The sequence below is a fragment of the Citrobacter sp. KTE30 genome (genome assembly GCF_000398825.1).
In the GTDB taxonomy this organism is placed as follows: domain Bacteria; phylum Pseudomonadota; class Gammaproteobacteria; order Enterobacterales; family Enterobacteriaceae; genus Citrobacter; species Citrobacter freundii.
This window is the reverse complement of sequence record NZ_KB976055.1, coordinates 1,393,392-1,410,713: the sequence shown is the minus strand read 5'-3', so window position 1 is coordinate 1,410,713 and position 17,322 is coordinate 1,393,392. Positions and strand designations below refer to the sequence as shown.

The following is a 17,322-nucleotide window of genomic DNA, read 5'->3' as shown; positions in this document are numbered from 1 at the left end:
TGTTGCGGTGCGACAGGCTGCGCCGGTTGCTGATAATGCTGCTGCGGTGCGACAGGCTGCGCCGGTTGCTGATAATGCTGCTGCGGTGCAACAGGTTCCTGGTACTGCGGCGCAGGCTCCGGCATCACGCCAGGCGTAAACAGTGGCTCATGCGGCCCCTCATCTACCAGCGTTTTCATTGGCGAAAATTCAAAGTCATCGAGCGAGAACGGATTCGCTCCGGCAGGCTGTTCACCGGAATAACGCTGCTGCTGAGAAGAAGCAAACTGGCGAGCCAGTTCCGCTTCTGCGGCTGAATCTTCGTCATCAGTCTGGTGGGTATCGTCCTGATACTCTTCGCCATAACGATGCTGCTGCGACTGAGCGAACTGGCGTGCCAGCTCGTCCTGCTGCATTGCATCCATTTCATCGTCATTGTACGCATCTGTATCAAGCTGCTCTTCGCGCGCTTTCTCTTCAGCCATACGCTGTGACGGCAGTTTGATGCCATACGACGCCAATTCCCGGCGAGTAGGCACGCGCACACGATTTGGGCGCGGTAACTGCGGGCCAATCCCCTCTTTCACCTGCGGACGCGGCGCACCGCTGCCCGCAAGGCTAAAGACAGGTGCAGCTGCCGCTGCACCCGCCCCTAACGCGGCGCTTTTTACACCGGTAGCCAGCGGTGCAACAGCAGCAACAGACTCAACGGGCGGTATGGATGCAGTCGTCGGCATAGATGGCGTAGACGGTTTAATACGCTCAGGCTCCTGAGCAGGTTCTGGAATCGGCTGATACCATGCGGCCAGTTGCTCACGCTCACGCGCACGTTTCTCTTCGACTTCTTCAAAGTAATAGAGCGGCGGACGAGTCGGTTTAACTTCTTCAACCACGGGCTCAGGTTCCACCACAAGCGGTTGTTCAACCACAGGCTGCTGGAACGTAGTGCTCTGTTGAGGGATTGATTCCGGCTGATAAGCAGGCTGCTGGAATGTGGCGTTCTGTTGAGAGGTCGGATCCTGTTGATAGACAGGCTGCAGCACAGGCTCTGGCTGATAAACAGGCTCCGGCTGCGGTGCGACTGGCTGCGCATAAACAGGTTCCGGCTGCGGTGCGTAATATTGCGGCTGCGGACTCTCCTCCACAACCGGCTGTTGCCATGGCTCATACGGCTGCTGCACCGGAGGTTGCGCGTACTGGGCTGGTTGCGGATAACCTTCAGGCGTTGGTGCAATCGCGGCATCACCGGTTTGCGGGCCTGGTGCGGATTGCCAGGCTACGGCTGGGGCCGGTTGCTCCATAACAGTGTTGGTCACGGGCGAGGTTTGCAGCAACGGATCTACCGGCGCGCTCCAGGCCTGAGCGGCCGTTGTAGCTGCAGCTGCTGCAGCCACTGGCTCGGTCACCGAGTGGCCGTTAAGCAGTGGGTCAAGCTCGTCATATTCAGGCAGCGTCGCGCGATTGCCGGAAAACAGCACATCGTTAGGATCGGCAACCACGCCACGGGCGCTGTATTCAATTTCGTCTTCATCATCCATGCGTTTGCCGGAGAACAGCGCCGCATCGGTATGACGACCAAGCGGGTTGGTAAATTTCTCTGCCAGACGCTTACGGCGCGCTAACGCACCGCGCAGAATACGAGCCCGACGCGATTCATGGGGTTTGCCATCAGCGGCATCGACAGACTCTTCTTCATCTTCATATTCTTCGTCATCGACCCAGGTATCGTCGCGGCGGGTACGGTTGCTGGCAAACGTCAGGATATTGAGTAACCAGCCGCCCAGTTTTTCCGCAATGCTCACCCATGACCAACCGGTGAAAAGCGTTAATCCCGCCGCCCAAATGCACAACAACGTCAGCGTGCCGCCGCTGCTGTGCAGTAAGGGTTGTAGCGTAGTGCTGAGCAGACTGCCGATCACGCCGCCAGAGGCGAAATACCAGATGTCATCGGCGTTAATTGCGGCCAGCCCGCAGGAAGTGAGAATCAGCGCCAGAACGCCAATAATGCGCAGCGAGACGGCAAAATAATCGACGTATTCGTCGCTGGCCTGGTGTCGCCAGGCAAACCAACAGCCGCCAACAATGATGACGGGAATGGTGTAGGCCATGACGCCAAAAATAAAGAACAGCGTGTCCGCCAACCATGCTCCGGGTATTCCCCCCAGATTATGGATAGGTTCATGCCATGCGGTTTGTGACCAACTGGGATCCGAAGGGTTAAAGCTGAGTAAGGCAGCCATCAACCAGACGGCAAAAAGGGCAATAAGAATCAGTAGCGCTTCCAGAAGTCGGCGCCCGCTGCTTAACTTCGTCAATGTGACGTCTTTGTCTTCAGTGTATTCCTGGCTCAAAAACGGCTCTCCAGGTTTCAGGCTTTTCCTGCCCGATGCTAAAACGGACAACAGCACCGGGTTACCCCGGCACTGTTGCTGTATGGATTAACAGGAGTGTAATCAAACTGCGTCGATTTTGCACCTGTTCCGTGTTAGCGCGTCTTAATTACCAGACGATTGCTCTGTTTGACTTCTTCCATGACTACATAAGTACGTGTGTCATTCACGCCAGGCAGACGCAGCAGGGTTTCCCCTAACAGCTTACGGTATGCCGACATATCCGGTACGCGTGTTTTCAGCAAATAGTCGAAATCACCGGAAACCAAATGACACTCTTGAATTTCTTCAAGTTTTTGTACTGCAGAGTTGAATTGTTCAAACACATCCGGGGCGCCACGATTCAGAGTAATCTCAACAAAAACCAGAAGTGATGCATCCAGATAATGCGGGTTTAACAGCGCTGTATAGCCCTGAATAAAACCCTGTCTTTCCAACCGACGCACACGCTCAAGGCAGGGCGTTGGTGAAAGTCCCACACGTTTAGAAAGCTCGACGTTAGAAATACGCCCATCCTTTTGCAGCTCATTAAGAATGTTACGATCGATACGGTCGAGATCTTTGCCAGGGCGCTTCTTACTATCTACCATTATTATTGTCTCTCTGTATTCCTTCCCTACTCCTGCCTGACTCTACCAACATCACTGTTCAGAGTCGCTACCCATCAAAATAAACCGCAACCCAGAGGGATTTTCGGTTCGCAATGTCTGGGTTTATGGTGAGAAGACCGTTGCCTGTCGGCGGCTATCGACATCACGAATGGCATCTGTCCACACCATGCGTAGATTTCGCTAACACGGTAAACATGGTATCTACATGCATGATTATGCAGCACATACATGACACAGTTTTTTTCTTCCTTGAATGTTTTCGCAAAACAGCAGGGGATTGTCAAAGCAAAACATCGATTTTTAGTACAACATGCCAGTTATTCATTCGCAGTGATGGAAAATCGTCATTTTATCACCTTATAACTGACCGATTTTAAGTAGAAATCGTTATAGTATTACGGCTGATCACCCCGTTCATCGGTTTCTGCTATTACACATATTGTTAACAAAATCGCCATACTCTTTTTTTACGTCTGTAAATTCCCTACAATCCTGCTCATTGCCTGCCAACAACTATGGGGATCTCATGGGCGCAACCAAACACAGTAAACTTCTTATTCTGGGCTCTGGCCCTGCGGGATATACCGCTGCGGTCTACGCTGCACGCGCGAACCTGCAACCGGTACTGATTACCGGTATGGAAAAAGGTGGTCAGTTGACCACAACAACAGAAGTGGAAAACTGGCCTGGCGATCCGCACGATCTTACTGGCCCGCTGCTGATGGAGCGTATGCACGAACATGCGTCCAAATTTGACACTGAAATCATTTTTGATCACATCAGCAAAGTTGATCTGCAAAACCGTCCTTTCCGTCTGACCGGCGACAGCGGTGAATACACCTGTGACGCACTGATCATCGCCACCGGCGCTTCAGCACGTTACCTGGGTCTGCCTTCAGAAGAAGCATTCAAAGGCCGTGGCGTTTCCGCCTGCGCGACCTGCGACGGTTTCTTCTACCGTAACCAAAAAGTTGCGGTGATCGGCGGCGGCAACACCGCTGTTGAAGAAGCGCTATATCTGGCGAATATCGCATCTGAAGTGCATTTGATTCACCGTCGCGACAGCTTCCGCGCGGAGAAAATTCTCATCAAACGTTTGATGGATAAAGTTGAAAACGGCAACATCGTGCTTCACACCCACCGCACGCTGGAAGAAGTGACCGGCGATCAAATGGGCGTAACCGGACTGCGTCTGCGCGATACGCAAAACACTGACAACGTGGAATCACTGGACGTTGCCGGGTTATTTGTCGCTATCGGTCACAGCCCGAATACCGCTATTTTCGACGGTCAGCTTGAACTGGAAAACGGCTACATCAAAGTTCAGTCCGGTATTCACGGCAATGCCACTCAAACCAGCATTCCGGGTGTCTTCGCAGCCGGTGACGTGATGGACCATATTTATCGCCAGGCGATTACCTCTGCGGGCACGGGCTGTATGGCCGCGCTTGATGCAGAACGTTATCTCGACGGTCTGGCGGACGCTTGCAAATAAGTTTTACAAATCAGTAACAAAAGTAAAAAAGGCGACTATAAGTCGCCTTTATTTTTGCCTCGTTGTAACATTGCCCTGCCCAAAAATTCCAATAACTCACCTGCTAAGCGTGCAATGAATAAAACCCGTCAAAAAGAGCTGACCCGCTGGTTAAAACAGCAAAGTGTAATTTCCCAACGATGGCTGAACATTTCGCGCCTGTTGGGGTTCGTGAGCGGCCTGTTAATTGTCGCTCAGGCCTGGCTCATGGCCCGAATTCTGGACCATATGATCATGGCCAATATTCCCCGAGAGGCGCTTCTGCTTCCTTTCATCGTGCTGGTATTGATTTTCATCCTGCGGGCATGGGTCGTCTGGTTACGCGAACGGGTCGGGTTTCACGCAGGACAGCATATTCGCTTTGAAATTCGCCGCCAGGTGCTTGACCGTCTGCAACAGGCAGGTCCGGCCTGGATACAAGGCAAACCGGCCGGGAGTTGGGCCACGTTGATCCTGGAGCAGATTGACGATATGCATGATTACTATGCACGTTATCTGCCGCAAATGGCGCTGGCCGTATGCGTCCCCTTATTGATCGTGGCGGCGGTATTCCCGTCAAACTGGGTTGCCGCCCTTATTCTGCTTGGAACTGCCCCGCTGATCCCGTTGTTTATGGCGATGGTTGGTATGGGTGCTGCCGACGCTAACCGCCGCAATTTTCAGGCTCTTGCTCGCCTCAGCGGCCATTTCCTCGACCGCCTACGGGGCATGGAGACGCTAAGAATCTTTGGTCGCGGTGAAGCCGAAACGGAAAGCATCCGCGCTGCGTCACAGGATTTCCGCCAGCGCACCATGGAAGTCCTGCGCCTGGCTTTCCTGTCATCCGGTGTCCTTGAGTTCTTTACCTCCCTGTCCATCGCACTGGTCGCGGTTTACTTCGGCTTTTCCTACCTTGGCGAACTCGATTTTGGACACTACGGCACAGGTGTCACATTGGCTGCCGGCTTCCTCGCGCTCATTCTGGCGCCGGAATTTTTCCAGCCCCTGCGCGATCTGGGCACGTTTTATCACGCCAAAGCACAAGCCGTTGGTGCAGCAGACAGTCTGAAAACCTTCATGGAAACCCCGCTTGCACATCCTGAGCGTGGCGATATTGAGCTGACAACAAAAGACGCTGTTTCAATTGAAGCACGAGATCTGGTCATCACCTCGCCGGAAGGTAAAGTGCTTGCAGGCCCGCTCAACTTTACCCTGCCAGCGGGCCAACGTGCGGTGCTGGTTGGCCGCAGCGGTTCCGGCAAAAGTTCGTTGCTCAATGTCCTGTCCGGATTTCTCTCTTATCAGGGATCGCTGCGAATTAACGGCTTTGAACTACGCGACCTGTCGCCTGATTGCTGGCGCAAACAGCTGTCCTGGGTTGGACAAAATCCGCAGCTCCCTGCCGCCACGTTACGCGATAACGTGCTGCTCGCTCGCCCCGATGCCAGCGAAGAACAGCTGCGGGCCGCACTCGACAGCGCCTGGGTCAGTGAGTTTTTACCGCTACTACCGCAGGGTGTAGATACACCAGTAGGCGATCAGGCGGCTCGACTTTCTGTCGGACAAGCGCAGCGCGTTGCCGTGGCTCGCGCCTTACTCAACCCGTGTCAGTTGCTGCTGCTTGATGAACCCGCCGCCAGCCTGGATGCACACAGCGAACAACGCGTGATGCAAGCGTTGAACGCAGCGTCACGCCGCCAGACTACGCTGATGGTGACACACCAACTTGAAGACCTTGCCGACTGGGACGCTATCTGGGTGATGCAGGACGGACAGATCGTTGAACAAGGCACTTATGCCGAACTTAGCGCAGCCAACGGGGCGTTTACGACATTACTGGCTCATCGTCAGGAGGACATCTAAATGCGCGCTTTGCTACCTTATCTGACGCTGTATAAACGTCACAAATGGATGTTAACCCTGGGGATCGTTCTGGCGATCGTCACACTGTTGGCAAGTATTGGTTTGCTGACGCTTTCCGGTTGGTTCCTGTCGGCTTCTGCTGTGGTGGGTGTCACCGGGATTTACAGTTTTAACTATATGCTCCCTGCCGCCGGGGTACGCGGTGCGGCAATCACCCGCACCGCGGGCCGCTATTTCGAGCGACTGGTCAGCCACGACGCGACGTTCCGCGTGCTGCAACATTTGCGTATATATACCTTCAGCAAACTGCTGCCGCTCTCTCCTGCTGGCCTGTCCCGTTATGGACAAGGTGAATTGCTTAATCGCGTGGTGGCGGATGTCGACACGCTCGATCATCTCTATTTACGCGTGCTCTCCCCGCTTGTAGGCGCTTTTGTCGTCATCATGGTGGTCACGCTGGGGCTAAGCGTTCTCGATTTCACGCTAGCTATTACTCTCGGCGGTATTATGCTGCTGACCTTATTTATCTTGCCCCCACTCTTTTATCAGGCAGGTAAAAGCACCGGGCAAAGCTTGACGCATTTACGTGGGCAGTATCGTCAGCAGTTAACATCCTGGCTGCAGGGCCAAGCTGAACTAACCATCTTTGGTGCCAGTGAACGTTACCGCGCCCAAATGGAAGCCACCGAGTTGCAGTGGCATGAAGCTCAACGACGTCAGTCTGAATTAACGGCGCTATCACAGGCGGTCATGCTGTTAGTCGGCGCACTGGCAGTGGTTGTGATGTTATGGATGGCCTCAGGTGGCGTAGGTGGCAATACCCAGCCGGGTGCGCTGATCGCGCTGTTTGTCTTCTGTGCGTTGGCCGCATTTGAAGCATTAGCCCCCGTCACCGGCGCGTTTCAGCATCTCGGACAGGTTATTGCCTCTGCGCTGCGCATCACCGAACTGACTGAACAGCAGCCAGAAGTCACCTTCCCGGATGCCGGTTCCCCGGTTTCTGAGCACGTCACTCTCACGCTACGCGATGTATCATTCAGTTATCCGGGACAAGCACAAAAAGCGCTCGACACCCTTTCCCTGCAGGCTCAGCCCGGTGAGCATATTGCGATTCTCGGTCGCACCGGATGCGGTAAGTCAACGTTACTGCAATTGCTCACCCGCGCATGGGATCCGCAGCACGGCGAAATTCTGATTAATGAGCAGCCGATTTCAGCCCTCAGTGAAACTACGCTGCGCCAGAGCATCAGCGTCGTGCCACAGCGCGTGCACCTGTTCAGCGCGACGCTTCGCGACAATCTTCTACTGGCGGCACCGCACGCCAGTGATGACACATTATCCGCGATGCTGTGCCGCGTCGGTCTGGACAAACTGCTTGAGGGTGATGGACTCAACGCCTGGTTAGGCGAAGGGGGTCGACAGCTTTCTGGTGGCGAACTTCGTCGTCTGGCTATCGCCCGTGCCTTATTGCACGATGCCCCACTGATGCTGCTGGACGAACCGACCGAAGGACTTGATGCAACAACAGAAAGCCAAATGCTTGAATTAATTGGCGATGCCATGCGTGATAAAACCGTACTGATGGTGACACATCGTCTGCGCGGCTTGTCACGTTTTGATCAAATAATAGTGATGGACAACGGACACATTATTGAGCAAGGTAATCACGCAGATTTGTTAGCCCGGCAGGGACGTTATTACCAGTTTAAGCAACGTCTGTAAGCTATTATTGAACGATCAAACTCGCGTAGTGGAGTTTCGCAGTCATGCGCCTGGTGCAATTGTCCCGTCATTCTATAGCCTTCCCTTCACCGGAAGGCGCTTTACGCGAGCCTAACGGTTTGTTGGCGCTTGGCGGCGATCTCAGTCCAGCCCGACTATTAATGGCCTATCAGCGCGGAATTTTCCCGTGGTTTTCGCCTGGCGACCCCATCCTTTGGTGGTCGCCCGATCCGCGCGCCATTCTTTGGCCCGAGAAATTTCATCTCAGCCGCAGCATGAAACGCTTTCATAAAAACTCGCCTTATCGCGTGACGCTCAATTACGCGTTCGGTCAGGTGATTGAAGGCTGCGCGAACGACCGGGAAGAAGGCACCTGGATAACGCATGATGTAGTGGACGCCTACCATCGCCTGCACGAACTGGGCCATGCGCACTCCATTGAAGTGTGGCGAAAAAATGAATTAGTGGGCGGTATGTATGGCGTGGCGCAAGGTACACTATTTTGTGGCGAATCAATGTTCAGCCGTCAGGAAAATGCGTCCAAAACCGCACTGCTTGTTTTTTGCGCTGAATTTATCTGTCAGGGCGGAAAATTAATCGACTGCCAGGTATTAAATAGCCACACAGCTTCGCTGGGCGCCGTCGAAACCCCTCGTCGGGAGTACCTTGAACACCTGAGCAGACTGCGCCAGCAGCGGCTACCGAGCCATTTCTGGGTTCCCAGGACGTTATTTTCGCCTCAGGGGTGAATGTTTTCGGCACATTTTTTGTCGGGGTGTTATAATTGTCGCGCAGAGTTGGTTTAGCCCATTACCCCGCCGCCGTTAAGGAACAGTTCGCGTCAGGCAACGCCTATCGTTTATCTCCTCGTTCCCTTACACGTTGCGCTTTAAGTGCGGCTTTGCCGTGTGTGGTTAGAGTAATGCGCCAAACCCGATTTGCTGTGTTTTAAACGCACAAATCTTTACTTATTAAAAGAACTTCGGCATTATCTTGCCGGTTCAAATTACGGTAGTGATACCCCAGAGGATTAGATGGCCAAAGAAGACAATATTGAAATGCAGGGTACCGTTCTCGATACGTTACCTAATACCATGTTCCGCGTAGAGTTAGAAAACGGTCACGTGGTTACTGCACACATCTCCGGTAAAATGCGCAAAAACTATATCCGCATCCTGACGGGCGACAAAGTGACTGTTGAGCTGACCCCGTACGACCTGAGCAAAGGCCGCATTGTCTTCCGTAGTCGCTGATTGTTTTTAACGCCCGAATGGCGTCCAGATAATAAAAGGTCGGTTTAACCGGCCTTTTTTGTGGGTTGAGGATATGTATTTAATCCTCAATCATCCGCGCATATTCTTCCGTTAAGAAATCTACTAAAGCGCGCACTGACGGCAATAATCCCCTGCGTGATGGAAAGACTGCGTGAATAATTTCTCGCTTCGGTTCCCAACCGTCGAGCAACGCCACCAGTTCACCCGCGGCTAATTGATCTTTTACCATCAGTTGCGGAAGCTGCACTACCCCCACACCGGCAACTGCGGCTTCACGTAGCGCCAGCATATCCGTGGTAATCATTCGCGGCGTGAAATGCACCTCTGCCCGCGCGCCCTGCGGGCCAAATAACTCCCAACGATGTACATGTTTGCCCGAGGCGAGACTCAAACCAGGCCAGCGTGTCAGCTCTGCCGGAGAGTGTAGCGCCCCCATTTGCTCGATTAACTGCGGGCTGGCATACAAACGATGCCCCCTGTCCGCCAGCACGCGCATCACCAGGTCGCTATCCTCAAATGGCCGAGGCCTGACACGAATCGCCACGTCCAGGCCTTCTCCAACAACGTCAACACGACGATTTGTCGCCTCCAGTTGTACTGATACGTCAGGATAACGCGCCATAAAACGAGCAAGCATCGGCCCGATATGCACATGCAGCAACGTGACCGGGCACGTCAACTTCACCACGCCACGCGGTTCAACCTGTAACGCGGCAATGGCATCCTGCGCCGCCTGCGCTTCAACCAGCATCGCCTTACAGTGTTCGTAAAAGGTTTGCCCCACTTCCGTCACGTTAAACTGGCGGGTGGTTCGCTGAATCAGTCGAACTCCCAGCCTCTCTTCCAGTTGCGCTATCCGTCGGCTTAGTTTTGATTTCGGTTCATCAAGCGCCCGACCCGCCGCCGCGAATCCTCCTTCCTCTACAACATGCACAAACCATGCAAAATCATTGAGATCTGGCTTCGTCATCTAATTGTCCTATTTATGAGACAGTGAGAGCTATTTTAGCTACTACTCAGTTCGCTGTCATGAATATAAGCTTATTCACATCAAGATAACGCCACTGAGGAGACACAAATGAAACACGTAACAGGCGTCTACACCGCACCTCGCCCGCACTGGGTTGGCGATGGATTTCCGGTTCGCTCGATGTTTTCTTACCAGTCTCATGCTGAGCAACTAAGTCCGTTCCTGCTGCTGGATTACGCCGGTCCACATACGTTTACGCCGGGTAACGAAAAACGCGGCGTAGGCGAGCACCCTCACCGTGGTTTTGAGACGGTGACCATCGTTTACAGCGGCGAAGTTGAACACCGTGATTCAACCGGTCGCGGCGGCATTATCGGCCCCGGCGACGTGCAGTGGATGACTGCGGGTGCAGGAATATTACACGAAGAGTTCCATTCACCAGAATTTACCCGTCAGGGCGGCGAACTGGAAATGGTACAGCTGTGGGTCAATCTGCCAGCAAAGGACAAAATGGCCGTTCCGGGTTACCAGGGCATCAACAGCGATGTGATCCCCTCTGTCGCCCTGCCTGATGAAGCAGGAAGCGTTCGGGTGATTGCGGGCAGCTATCAGGATACAAAAGGCCCGGCACATACCTTCTCGCCGCTGAACGTTTGGGATATGCGTTTACAACGTAATCATCAGCTCACGTTGTCCCAGCCGGAAGGATGGAGCACTGCGCTGGTGGTATTGAAAGGGAATATCACCGTAAACGGCACTACGTCTGCCAGCGAAGCGCAACTGGTGGTGCTGAGCCAGCAAGGGAAAACGCTGCATATTGAAGCCTCCAGCGACGCCAGCGTGCTACTGCTTTCTGGAGAACCGTTGAACGAGCCGATTGTAGGTTACGGTCCGTTTGTAATGAACACGAAACAAGAAATCGCTGAAGCCGTACGCGATTTTAACTCCGGCCGCTTTGGCCAAATCTGAATCGAAGGAGAAGAATATGTCCAGTCCTGCAAACTTTAATGGTTCACGTCCGGTCATCGATGTAAATGATTCCGTCATGCTGCTTATCGATCATCAGAGCGGGTTGTTCCAGACCGTCGGCGACATGCCAATGCCAGAACTGCGTGCGCGTGCCGCCGCGCTGGCTAAAATGGCGACCCTGGCGAAGATACCGGTGATTACCACGGCATCCGTACCGCAGGGACCTAACGGCCCGCTGATCCCTGAGATCCACGCTAATGCGCCACATGCCCAATACGTGGCGCGTAAAGGCGAAATCAACGCCTGGGATAACGAAGACTTCGTGAAAGCGGTAAAAACAACAGGTCGCAAGACGCTGATTATCGCCGGTACGATTACCAGCGTGTGCATGGCTTTCCCGGCTATCAGCGCGGTTGCGGAAGGCTATAAGGTCTTCGCAGTGATCGACGCTTCCGGTACTTACAGCAAAATGGCGCAGGAAATCACCCTGGCTCGCGTTGTTCAGGCTGGCGTCGTGCCGATGGATACCGCCGCCGTCGCTTCTGAAATTCAGGGCACATGGAACCGTGAAGACGCCGCCGAATGGGCGGAAGTGTATACCAAAGTCTTCCCGGCTTATCAGTTGCTGATCGAGAGCTACAGTAAAGCCCAGGAAGTCGTGACCAACGGCGAAAAACTGGACTCTCAGCGCTAATCTTATCCTCCGCGCCTGCCTGGGCGGAGGAATATGTATATTGCGTAACCAAACGAGAGTTAACACGTAAATTCTGCTTGACCGTTTTAGCGCAACTCCCTATAGTAGCGCCCCGTTGCCCCCCAAGCGGTCAGGCAGCAATACAATATGGTGAGGTGTCCGAGTGGCTGAAGGAGCACGCCTGGAAAGTGTGTATACGGCAACGTATCCGGGGTTCGAATCCCCGCCTCACCGCCATATTTTAAGAAGAGCTCGTACGCAAGTACGGGCTTTTTTTTCGCATGTTGCACAGCCTGGTGGGGATGAGAAGCCCGGACCGGGGTTCGACTACTGGCGCAGCCAGTTGGACAGACTGAGAGCGCAGCGAACAGGCTGCCCGCAGGGCGAGCGAAGCGAGTCAATCCCCGCCTCACCGCCATATTTTAAGAAGAGCTCGTACGCAAGTACGGGCTTTTTTTTCGCATATTGATTTGCCGGATGCGGTGCAAGCACCTTATCCGGCCTACGAATGACGAACAACCTGTAGGCCTGAAAGCTGCGCGCCATCAGGCATAGCAGTTATTGTCGGCTGAGTAGCGTTAACACTTCATAATGCGAGGTGTGCGGGAACATATCGAAAAGCTGAACGCGTTCAATTCGATACCCAGGCAACTCACGAATATCCTTCGCCATGGTTTGCGCATTACAGCTGGAATAAACAATAAAACGCGGTGCCACGCGGGAAAGAAAATCGCACAGCGGTTTCCCAATCCCGCGACGCGGCGGATTCACCAGCACCAGATCCGGAACTTCGCCCTGAGCGGTAGCAAACTGAGTTGAATCCAACGCCTGAAAATGCAGATTCTGCAACCCAAGTTCCTGCGCCGACTGCTTCGCGCAGGTAATCGCCTCTGGCGCGATTTCAATCCCCGTCAGTTTCATTTGCGGTGTAGCGCAGTGCAGACCAAAACCCCCAACGCCGCAAAACAGATCCCACATGTGATTAACCGGGAGCTGTCGCACCCAGCCGCACGCCGTGGCATACAACTGCCCCGCCACCACCGGGTTAGTCTGGAAAAAGCTCTGTGGGCGGATCCACAACGGTACATCGTTAAAGCGTTCCGCCAGCGCCTGTTGTTCCGTCAGGAAGATTTCTGTCTCCCCTTCCATAATCGCCATATGCACCGGCTGAATATTGGCAGTGATCACTTTTAACTGCGGCAGCTGTGCCTGTAACCATGGCAGCGCCGCGCGCAGTTGGGCCAGTTTTGCTTCAGAACGCAGGACAAAACGCAGCATCATGCCGCCATCGAACCGGCTTTCCGTTAACAGCAAATATTTCAGTTCCCCGCGTTTACGCGCAACGTTATAGGGTGTTAATCCTGCTCGGGCGATAAACGGCTTAAGAACGGAAAATACGGGCGCAAAAGACTCAGGGTAGAGCGGACAGTCGCACAAATCCTCCGGCGTACCGTCACGATGCAACATCCCCAGCAACGGTTTTTCCACGCTGCCGCTGACCACCATTTTGGCTTTATTGCGAAACGCGCTTTCCGGACCACTGACCGGCGCGCACCATTCTCCGACCGGATAATCGGCCAGCAGATTCTGTAGATCGGCTGTTTTAGCGAAGAGTTGATCGGCGACAGGCTGTGTTATCCACTGACAGGAGCGACAGCGTTCGGCGTCATAAAGTGCGCACTGCATACAAAGACCTACAAATTAACCGGGGGCCAAGATTATACACGTTATTGCAAACGGAAGAACCGCCTGCTGGACGCAGGAACAAACAGTAGCAGCAATACCAGCATATCCGGCAGTTTTTGCATCACCAGCGTATGCAGGATTTCGCGTCTGGACTCCCCCGCAATACTGAACAGTTCGGGATATCCGTAGCCCAGCGAAGCAGCCCACAGATAGACGCTGGCGATAATCTGGGTCAACAGATAGATCCAGCGTGCCCAGTTCCGTCCTTTTACCAGCGAAAATGCACAGTAAATTTCGATAAATAGCAGCACCAGACTGCCCAGAAACACCAGCGTCAAATTCCAGGTCTGCACACTGCGATGAATAAACTCACTGGTTCCACGAAACCCAAGCGTATTAAAAATCATCAACAGATCGAGACAGCGGATCATAATAATAGCCAGCGCCGCCACCTGCACCAAAGCAGGGACGTTTAAGCGAGCATGTGATGTGGATGATTTCTTAAAAAATCCCAACGCGTCGTCTTCCATGAAAACGGCGCAACCACCACAGCTGCGCCGTATAGACAGGTTGGCAGATTTTAGTTTTTTCAGCCGCGTCTTGCACGTTGGATATCGCGGATCCGTTGTTTTTCTGTTCGCGCCATCAGATACCACGCGATAAATCCGATAATTCCTACCACACCAAGAATCAGCGTTGCCAGCGCGTTGATCTCCGGGTTCACCCCCATACGTACGCTGGAGAACACCAGCATCGGTAACGTTGTGGCGCCAGGACCAGAGACAAAGCTGGCAATAACCAGATCATCGAGTGACAGCGTGAAGGCTAATAGCCAACCGGAAATCACCGCCGGCATAATCATCGGCAGCGTGATGACGAAAAAGACCTTCAGCGGCGTGGCGCCAAGATCCATCGCAGCTTCCTCAATGGAATGATCCAGTTCGCGCAAACGTGAAGAAATCACCACCGCTACGTACGCTGTACAGAAGGTGACGTGCGCCAGCCAGATGGTCAGCATTCCGCGATCAGCCGGCCAGCCGATGGCGTGAGCCAACGCTACAAACAGCAGCAGCAGCGACAAACCGGTAATGACATCTGGCATAACCAGCGGCGCGGTGATCATAAAGGCGAAACCATTCGAACCACGAAAACGACCAAAGCGCACCATTACCACGGCGGCGATGGTACCAAGGATTGCCGCCATCGTCGCAGCGCCTGCGGCAATCGTTAGGCTCATGCCTACGGCGCTTATCATCGCGGTATCGTGAAAAAGCTCGCCATACCAACGCGTTGACCACCCCGCCCAAACCGTCACCAGCTTCGAGCTGTTAAACGAATAGATAACCAACATCAGCATCGGCGCGTACAGGAAGGTAAAGCCAACTACCAGGATAAAAATACGCCACGGCGAGCGAACGACCGGTAAGTTATTCATCCGTGTTCCCCCACGCTTTTTTGCTGATATTTGTGGAACCACATGATCGGCACAATCAGTAACAGCAGCATAATAATGGCGACAGCAGAAGCCACCGGCCAGTCGCGGTTATTGAAAAACTCCTGCCAAAGCACACGGCCAATCATGATACTGTCCGGGCCGCCCAGCAGCTCAGGGATCACAAACTCGCCAACAGCCGGAATAAACACCAGCATTGACCCGGCAATAATCCCGCCCTTGGTCAACGGCACAATCACGCTAAAGAAAGTCTTCAGCGGTCGGGCACCTAAATCCAGCGCCGCTTCCACCAGCGAGTAATCAATACGGGTCAGCGCGGTATAAATCGGCAGCACCATAAAGGGCAAATAGGCGTAAACAATGCCGATATAGACCGCCAGATTGGTGTGCAAAATAGTCAACGGTTGGTCGATGACGCCCAGCCACATTAGAAAGTTGTTCAGGACGCCGTTGTTTTTCAGGATCCCCATCCAGGCATACACGCGAATTAAAAACGAGGTCCAGGACGGTAGGATCACCAGCAACAGCAGAATATTACGCGTTGAGGGTTTACTGTGCGCGACGGCCCATGCCAGCGGGTATCCCAGCAGCAGACAACAGATTGTCGAAATTCCCGCCACCTGTAACGATTGCAGGTAGGCATCGAAATAGAGCGGATCGTCCGTCAGTTGCAGGAAGTTGCCTAAGTTGAGCGTGATGGATAACTGATCGTCAGCCCATGAAACGAGGTCGGTATACGGTGGAATAGCGCGCGCCATTTCAGCCAAACTGATTTTGAAGACGATCAGAAACGGCAGCAGAAACAGGAGCAGCAGCCACACATACGGCAGTGCGATCACCAGCTTGCGCCCGTGCTTCATTTGTAGCCGCGACATAAACAGCCTGAATCGCCCCGCGTTATCCACGCGTGCCGCAGGTTCAAGTGTACTCATCTTCGCTCCTTAAACCGTCAACACCACACAGCTGTCCGCATCCCAACATAAACGGACTTCGTCACCCCAGGTTGGTAACCCTTTACGATAACGATGCTCATTTTGTAGCTGGGCGCTCAACATCTGACCGCTTTTCAAACGTACGTGGTACACTGACAAATCACCCAGATAGGCAATGTGCACCACTTCGCCTACCGCGAAGTTATAACCCTCTGGCGGAGGCGCTTCGCAGAGCATGATTTTTTCCGGACGTAGCGCAACATACACCGGGACGTTATCGACAACAGACGCATCTGCGTCCACTTTCAGCGGATGCACCAGTCCAGGAGACTCAATAATCAGACCATCTTCCTGGCGTTCTTTCAGCAGTCCCTCAAAAACGTTTACCGAACCGATAAACTCTGCGCTGTAACGCGTGGTCGGATGCTCGTAGATCTCTTCTGGCTCACCAATCTGGACAAATTTTCCACGATTCATGATCGCAATACGACCCGCCATCGTCATGGCTTCTTCCTGATCGTGCGTCACCATCACGCAGGTCACACCGACGCGTTCCAGGATATCCACTACCTCCAGTTGCATGCGGTCTCGAAGTTTTTTATCCAGCGCCCCCATTGGTTCATCCAGCAGCAGCAGTTTTGGACGTTTTGCCAGGCTGCGCGCCAATGCCACGCGCTGACGCTGGCCGCCAGAAAGCTGATGTGGTTTGCGTTTAGCGAACTCCTGCATATGCACGAGTCCCAGCATCTCATTCACCCGACTGGCGATTTCAGCCTTCGGCAGTTTGTCCTGCTTGAGACCAAAGGCAATGTTCTGCTCGACAGTCATATGCGGAAACAAGGCGTAGGACTGAAACATCATATTAATTGGACGCAGATAAGGCGGGACATGCGCTAAATCGACGCCATCAAGCATGATTTGCCCGGTAGTCGGCAGTTCAAATCCCGCCAGCATCCGCAGCAGTGTCGATTTGCCACAGCCGGACGCGCCGAGCAGAGCAAATATTTCACCTTTGTAGATAGTAAGATTGACGTCATCAACGGCGTGCTGACCGTCAAATGACTTGGTCAGATTGCGAATTTCAAGCAGCGGGGTCAGCGCCTTGCGGATTTTCGCTTGTGGGCGTGGGGTTGCATCATTCACTCAGGTGCTCTCCGGCATAAAACAAAGAAACGGTGCAAATAACGCACCATAACGGTGCGTATTGCCGGGTTATATGTGTCCGGGCTCAACGCTGCCCGGCAGGCACAAATCCTGCCGGGTCAT

15 protein-coding genes, 1 tRNA gene and 1 pseudogene are annotated in these 17,322 nt (G+C 53.6%); 9 read left to right on the top strand and 8 right to left on the bottom strand.

The features are described 5' to 3' along the window. Both WC1_RS24910 and lrp read right to left on the bottom strand, forming a co-directional pair. The coding region (locus tag WC1_RS24910; protein WP_016149856.1) for a DNA translocase FtsK at positions 1–2,330 on the bottom strand (2,330 nt) is incomplete at its 3' end. A 134-nt stretch (positions 2,331–2,464) separates the two neighbouring features. Continuing rightward, positions 2,465–2,959: a leucine-responsive transcriptional regulator Lrp gene (lrp, locus tag WC1_RS16255; RefSeq protein ID WP_002439523.1), complete on the bottom strand. Its 495-nt coding sequence runs from the start codon at positions 2,957–2,959 to the stop codon at positions 2,465–2,467. A 547-nt stretch (positions 2,960–3,506) separates the two neighbouring features. On the opposite strand from lrp, the gene trxB reads away from it, so the two are divergent. The 6 genes and pseudogenes from trxB (at position 3,507) to infA (ending at position 9,331) form a co-directional block, all read left to right on the top strand. Beyond that, positions 3,507–4,475, top strand: a complete 969-nt coding sequence (gene trxB / locus WC1_RS16260; protein WP_003035727.1) for a thioredoxin-disulfide reductase — start codon at positions 3,507–3,509, stop codon at positions 4,473–4,475. 114 nt (positions 4,476–4,589) lie between these two features. Next, positions 4,590–6,356: a heme ABC transporter permease/ATP-binding protein CydD gene (gene cydD / locus WC1_RS16265; RefSeq protein ID WP_016149855.1), complete on the top strand. Its 1,767-nt coding sequence runs from the start codon at positions 4,590–4,592 to the stop codon at positions 6,354–6,356. After that, entirely contained in the window at positions 6,357–8,078 is a 1,722-nt protein-coding gene (gene cydC / locus WC1_RS16270) for a heme ABC transporter ATP-binding protein/permease CydC (RefSeq protein WP_016149854.1), read from the top strand. Positions 8,079–8,122: 44 nt separating this feature from the next. After that, a complete protein-coding gene (gene aat / locus WC1_RS16275) occupies positions 8,123–8,827 on the top strand; it encodes a leucyl/phenylalanyl-tRNA--protein transferase (protein WP_016149853.1) in 705 nt (234 codons plus the stop codon). Continuing rightward, positions 8,828–9,185: pseudogene (locus WC1_RS24405) on the top strand (hypothetical protein). After that, complete coding sequence (gene infA, locus WC1_RS16280) at positions 9,113–9,331, top strand: translation initiation factor IF-1 (RefSeq protein WP_002211347.1); 219 nt, start codon at positions 9,113–9,115, stop codon at positions 9,329–9,331. The pseudogene WC1_RS24405 and the gene infA overlap by 73 nt, the downstream one beginning before the upstream one ends. A 79-nt stretch (positions 9,332–9,410) precedes the next feature. Here infA and WC1_RS16285 read toward each other — a convergent pair whose 3' ends face one another. Further along, a complete protein-coding gene (locus WC1_RS16285) occupies positions 9,411–10,322 on the bottom strand; it encodes a LysR family transcriptional regulator (protein WP_003847025.1) in 912 nt (303 codons plus the stop codon). Positions 10,323–10,430: 108 nt separating this feature from the next. Here WC1_RS16285 and WC1_RS16290 point away from each other — a divergent pair, with 108 nt between their 5' ends. The 3 genes from WC1_RS16290 to WC1_RS16300 all read left to right on the top strand — a co-directional run bounded on the left by WC1_RS16290 (position 10,431) and on the right by WC1_RS16300 (position 12,222). Beyond that, positions 10,431–11,291, top strand: a complete 861-nt coding sequence (locus WC1_RS16290) for a pirin family protein (protein WP_003847027.1) — start codon at positions 10,431–10,433, stop codon at positions 11,289–11,291. 16 nt (positions 11,292–11,307) lie between these two features. After that, on the top strand, positions 11,308–11,985 hold the full coding sequence (locus tag WC1_RS16295) for an isochorismatase family protein (RefSeq protein WP_016149852.1): 678 nt from the start codon (positions 11,308–11,310) through the stop codon (positions 11,983–11,985). Between the two features lie 149 nt (positions 11,986–12,134). Further along, positions 12,135–12,222, top strand: a tRNA-Ser gene (locus WC1_RS16300). Between the two features lie 321 nt (positions 12,223–12,543). On the opposite strand, the gene rlmC is transcribed toward WC1_RS16300, so the two are convergent. Genes rlmC through potG form a run of 5 tightly spaced genes read right to left on the bottom strand, consistent with a single transcriptional unit; the run spans position 12,544 to position 17,199 of the window. Continuing rightward, complete coding sequence (gene rlmC / locus WC1_RS16305) at positions 12,544–13,671, bottom strand: 23S rRNA (uracil(747)-C(5))-methyltransferase RlmC (protein ID WP_016149851.1); 1,128 nt, start codon at positions 13,669–13,671, stop codon at positions 12,544–12,546. Positions 13,672–13,712: 41 nt separating this feature from the next. Next, on the bottom strand, positions 13,713–14,201 hold the full coding sequence (locus tag WC1_RS16310) for a YbjO family protein (RefSeq protein WP_003035378.1): 489 nt from the start codon (positions 14,199–14,201) through the stop codon (positions 13,713–13,715). Between the two features lie 59 nt (positions 14,202–14,260). Next, positions 14,261–15,106 carry a putrescine ABC transporter permease PotI gene (potI, locus tag WC1_RS16315; protein WP_003035376.1) on the bottom strand — a complete coding sequence of 282 codons (846 nt, stop codon included), beginning with the start codon at positions 15,104–15,106 and terminating at the stop codon, positions 14,261–14,263. Further along, positions 15,103–16,056, bottom strand: a complete 954-nt coding sequence (gene potH / locus WC1_RS16320; protein WP_003035374.1) for a putrescine ABC transporter permease PotH — start codon at positions 16,054–16,056, stop codon at positions 15,103–15,105. The genes potI and potH overlap by 4 nt, the downstream gene beginning before the upstream one ends. 9 nt (positions 16,057–16,065) lie before the next feature. Continuing rightward, positions 16,066–17,199: a putrescine ABC transporter ATP-binding subunit PotG gene (gene potG, locus WC1_RS16325; RefSeq protein ID WP_016149850.1), complete on the bottom strand. Its 1,134-nt coding sequence runs from the start codon at positions 17,197–17,199 to the stop codon at positions 16,066–16,068. Between the last annotated feature and the right edge of the window lie 123 nt (positions 17,200–17,322).

Excerpts from the sequence above, each read along its gene's own strand:
- lrp (WP_002439523.1), bottom strand. The coding sequence starts at position 2,959 with ATGGTAGATAGTAAGAAGCGCCCTGGCAAAGATCTCGACCGTATCGAT.
- trxB (WP_003035727.1), top strand. The coding sequence starts at position 3,507 with ATGGGCGCAACCAAACACAGTAAACTTCTTATTCTGGGCTCTGGCCCT.
- cydD (WP_016149855.1), top strand. The coding sequence starts at position 4,590 with ATGAATAAAACCCGTCAAAAAGAGCTGACCCGCTGGTTAAAACAGCAA.
- cydC (WP_016149854.1), top strand. The coding sequence starts at position 6,357 with ATGCGCGCTTTGCTACCTTATCTGACGCTGTATAAACGTCACAAATGG.
- aat (WP_016149853.1), top strand. The coding sequence starts at position 8,123 with ATGCGCCTGGTGCAATTGTCCCGTCATTCTATAGCCTTCCCTTCACCG.
- infA (WP_002211347.1), top strand. The coding sequence starts at position 9,113 with ATGGCCAAAGAAGACAATATTGAAATGCAGGGTACCGTTCTCGATACG.
- WC1_RS16285 (WP_003847025.1), bottom strand. The coding sequence starts at position 10,322 with ATGACGAAGCCAGATCTCAATGATTTTGCATGGTTTGTGCATGTTGTA.
- WC1_RS16290 (WP_003847027.1), top strand. The coding sequence starts at position 10,431 with ATGAAACACGTAACAGGCGTCTACACCGCACCTCGCCCGCACTGGGTT.
- WC1_RS16295 (WP_016149852.1), top strand. The coding sequence starts at position 11,308 with ATGTCCAGTCCTGCAAACTTTAATGGTTCACGTCCGGTCATCGATGTA.
- rlmC (WP_016149851.1), bottom strand. The coding sequence starts at position 13,671 with ATGCAGTGCGCACTTTATGACGCCGAACGCTGTCGCTCCTGTCAGTGG.
- WC1_RS16310 (WP_003035378.1), bottom strand. The coding sequence starts at position 14,201 with ATGGAAGACGACGCGTTGGGATTTTTTAAGAAATCATCCACATCACAT.
- potI (WP_003035376.1), bottom strand. The coding sequence starts at position 15,106 with ATGAATAACTTACCGGTCGTTCGCTCGCCGTGGCGTATTTTTATCCTG.
- potH (WP_003035374.1), bottom strand. The coding sequence starts at position 16,056 with ATGAGTACACTTGAACCTGCGGCACGCGTGGATAACGCGGGGCGATTC.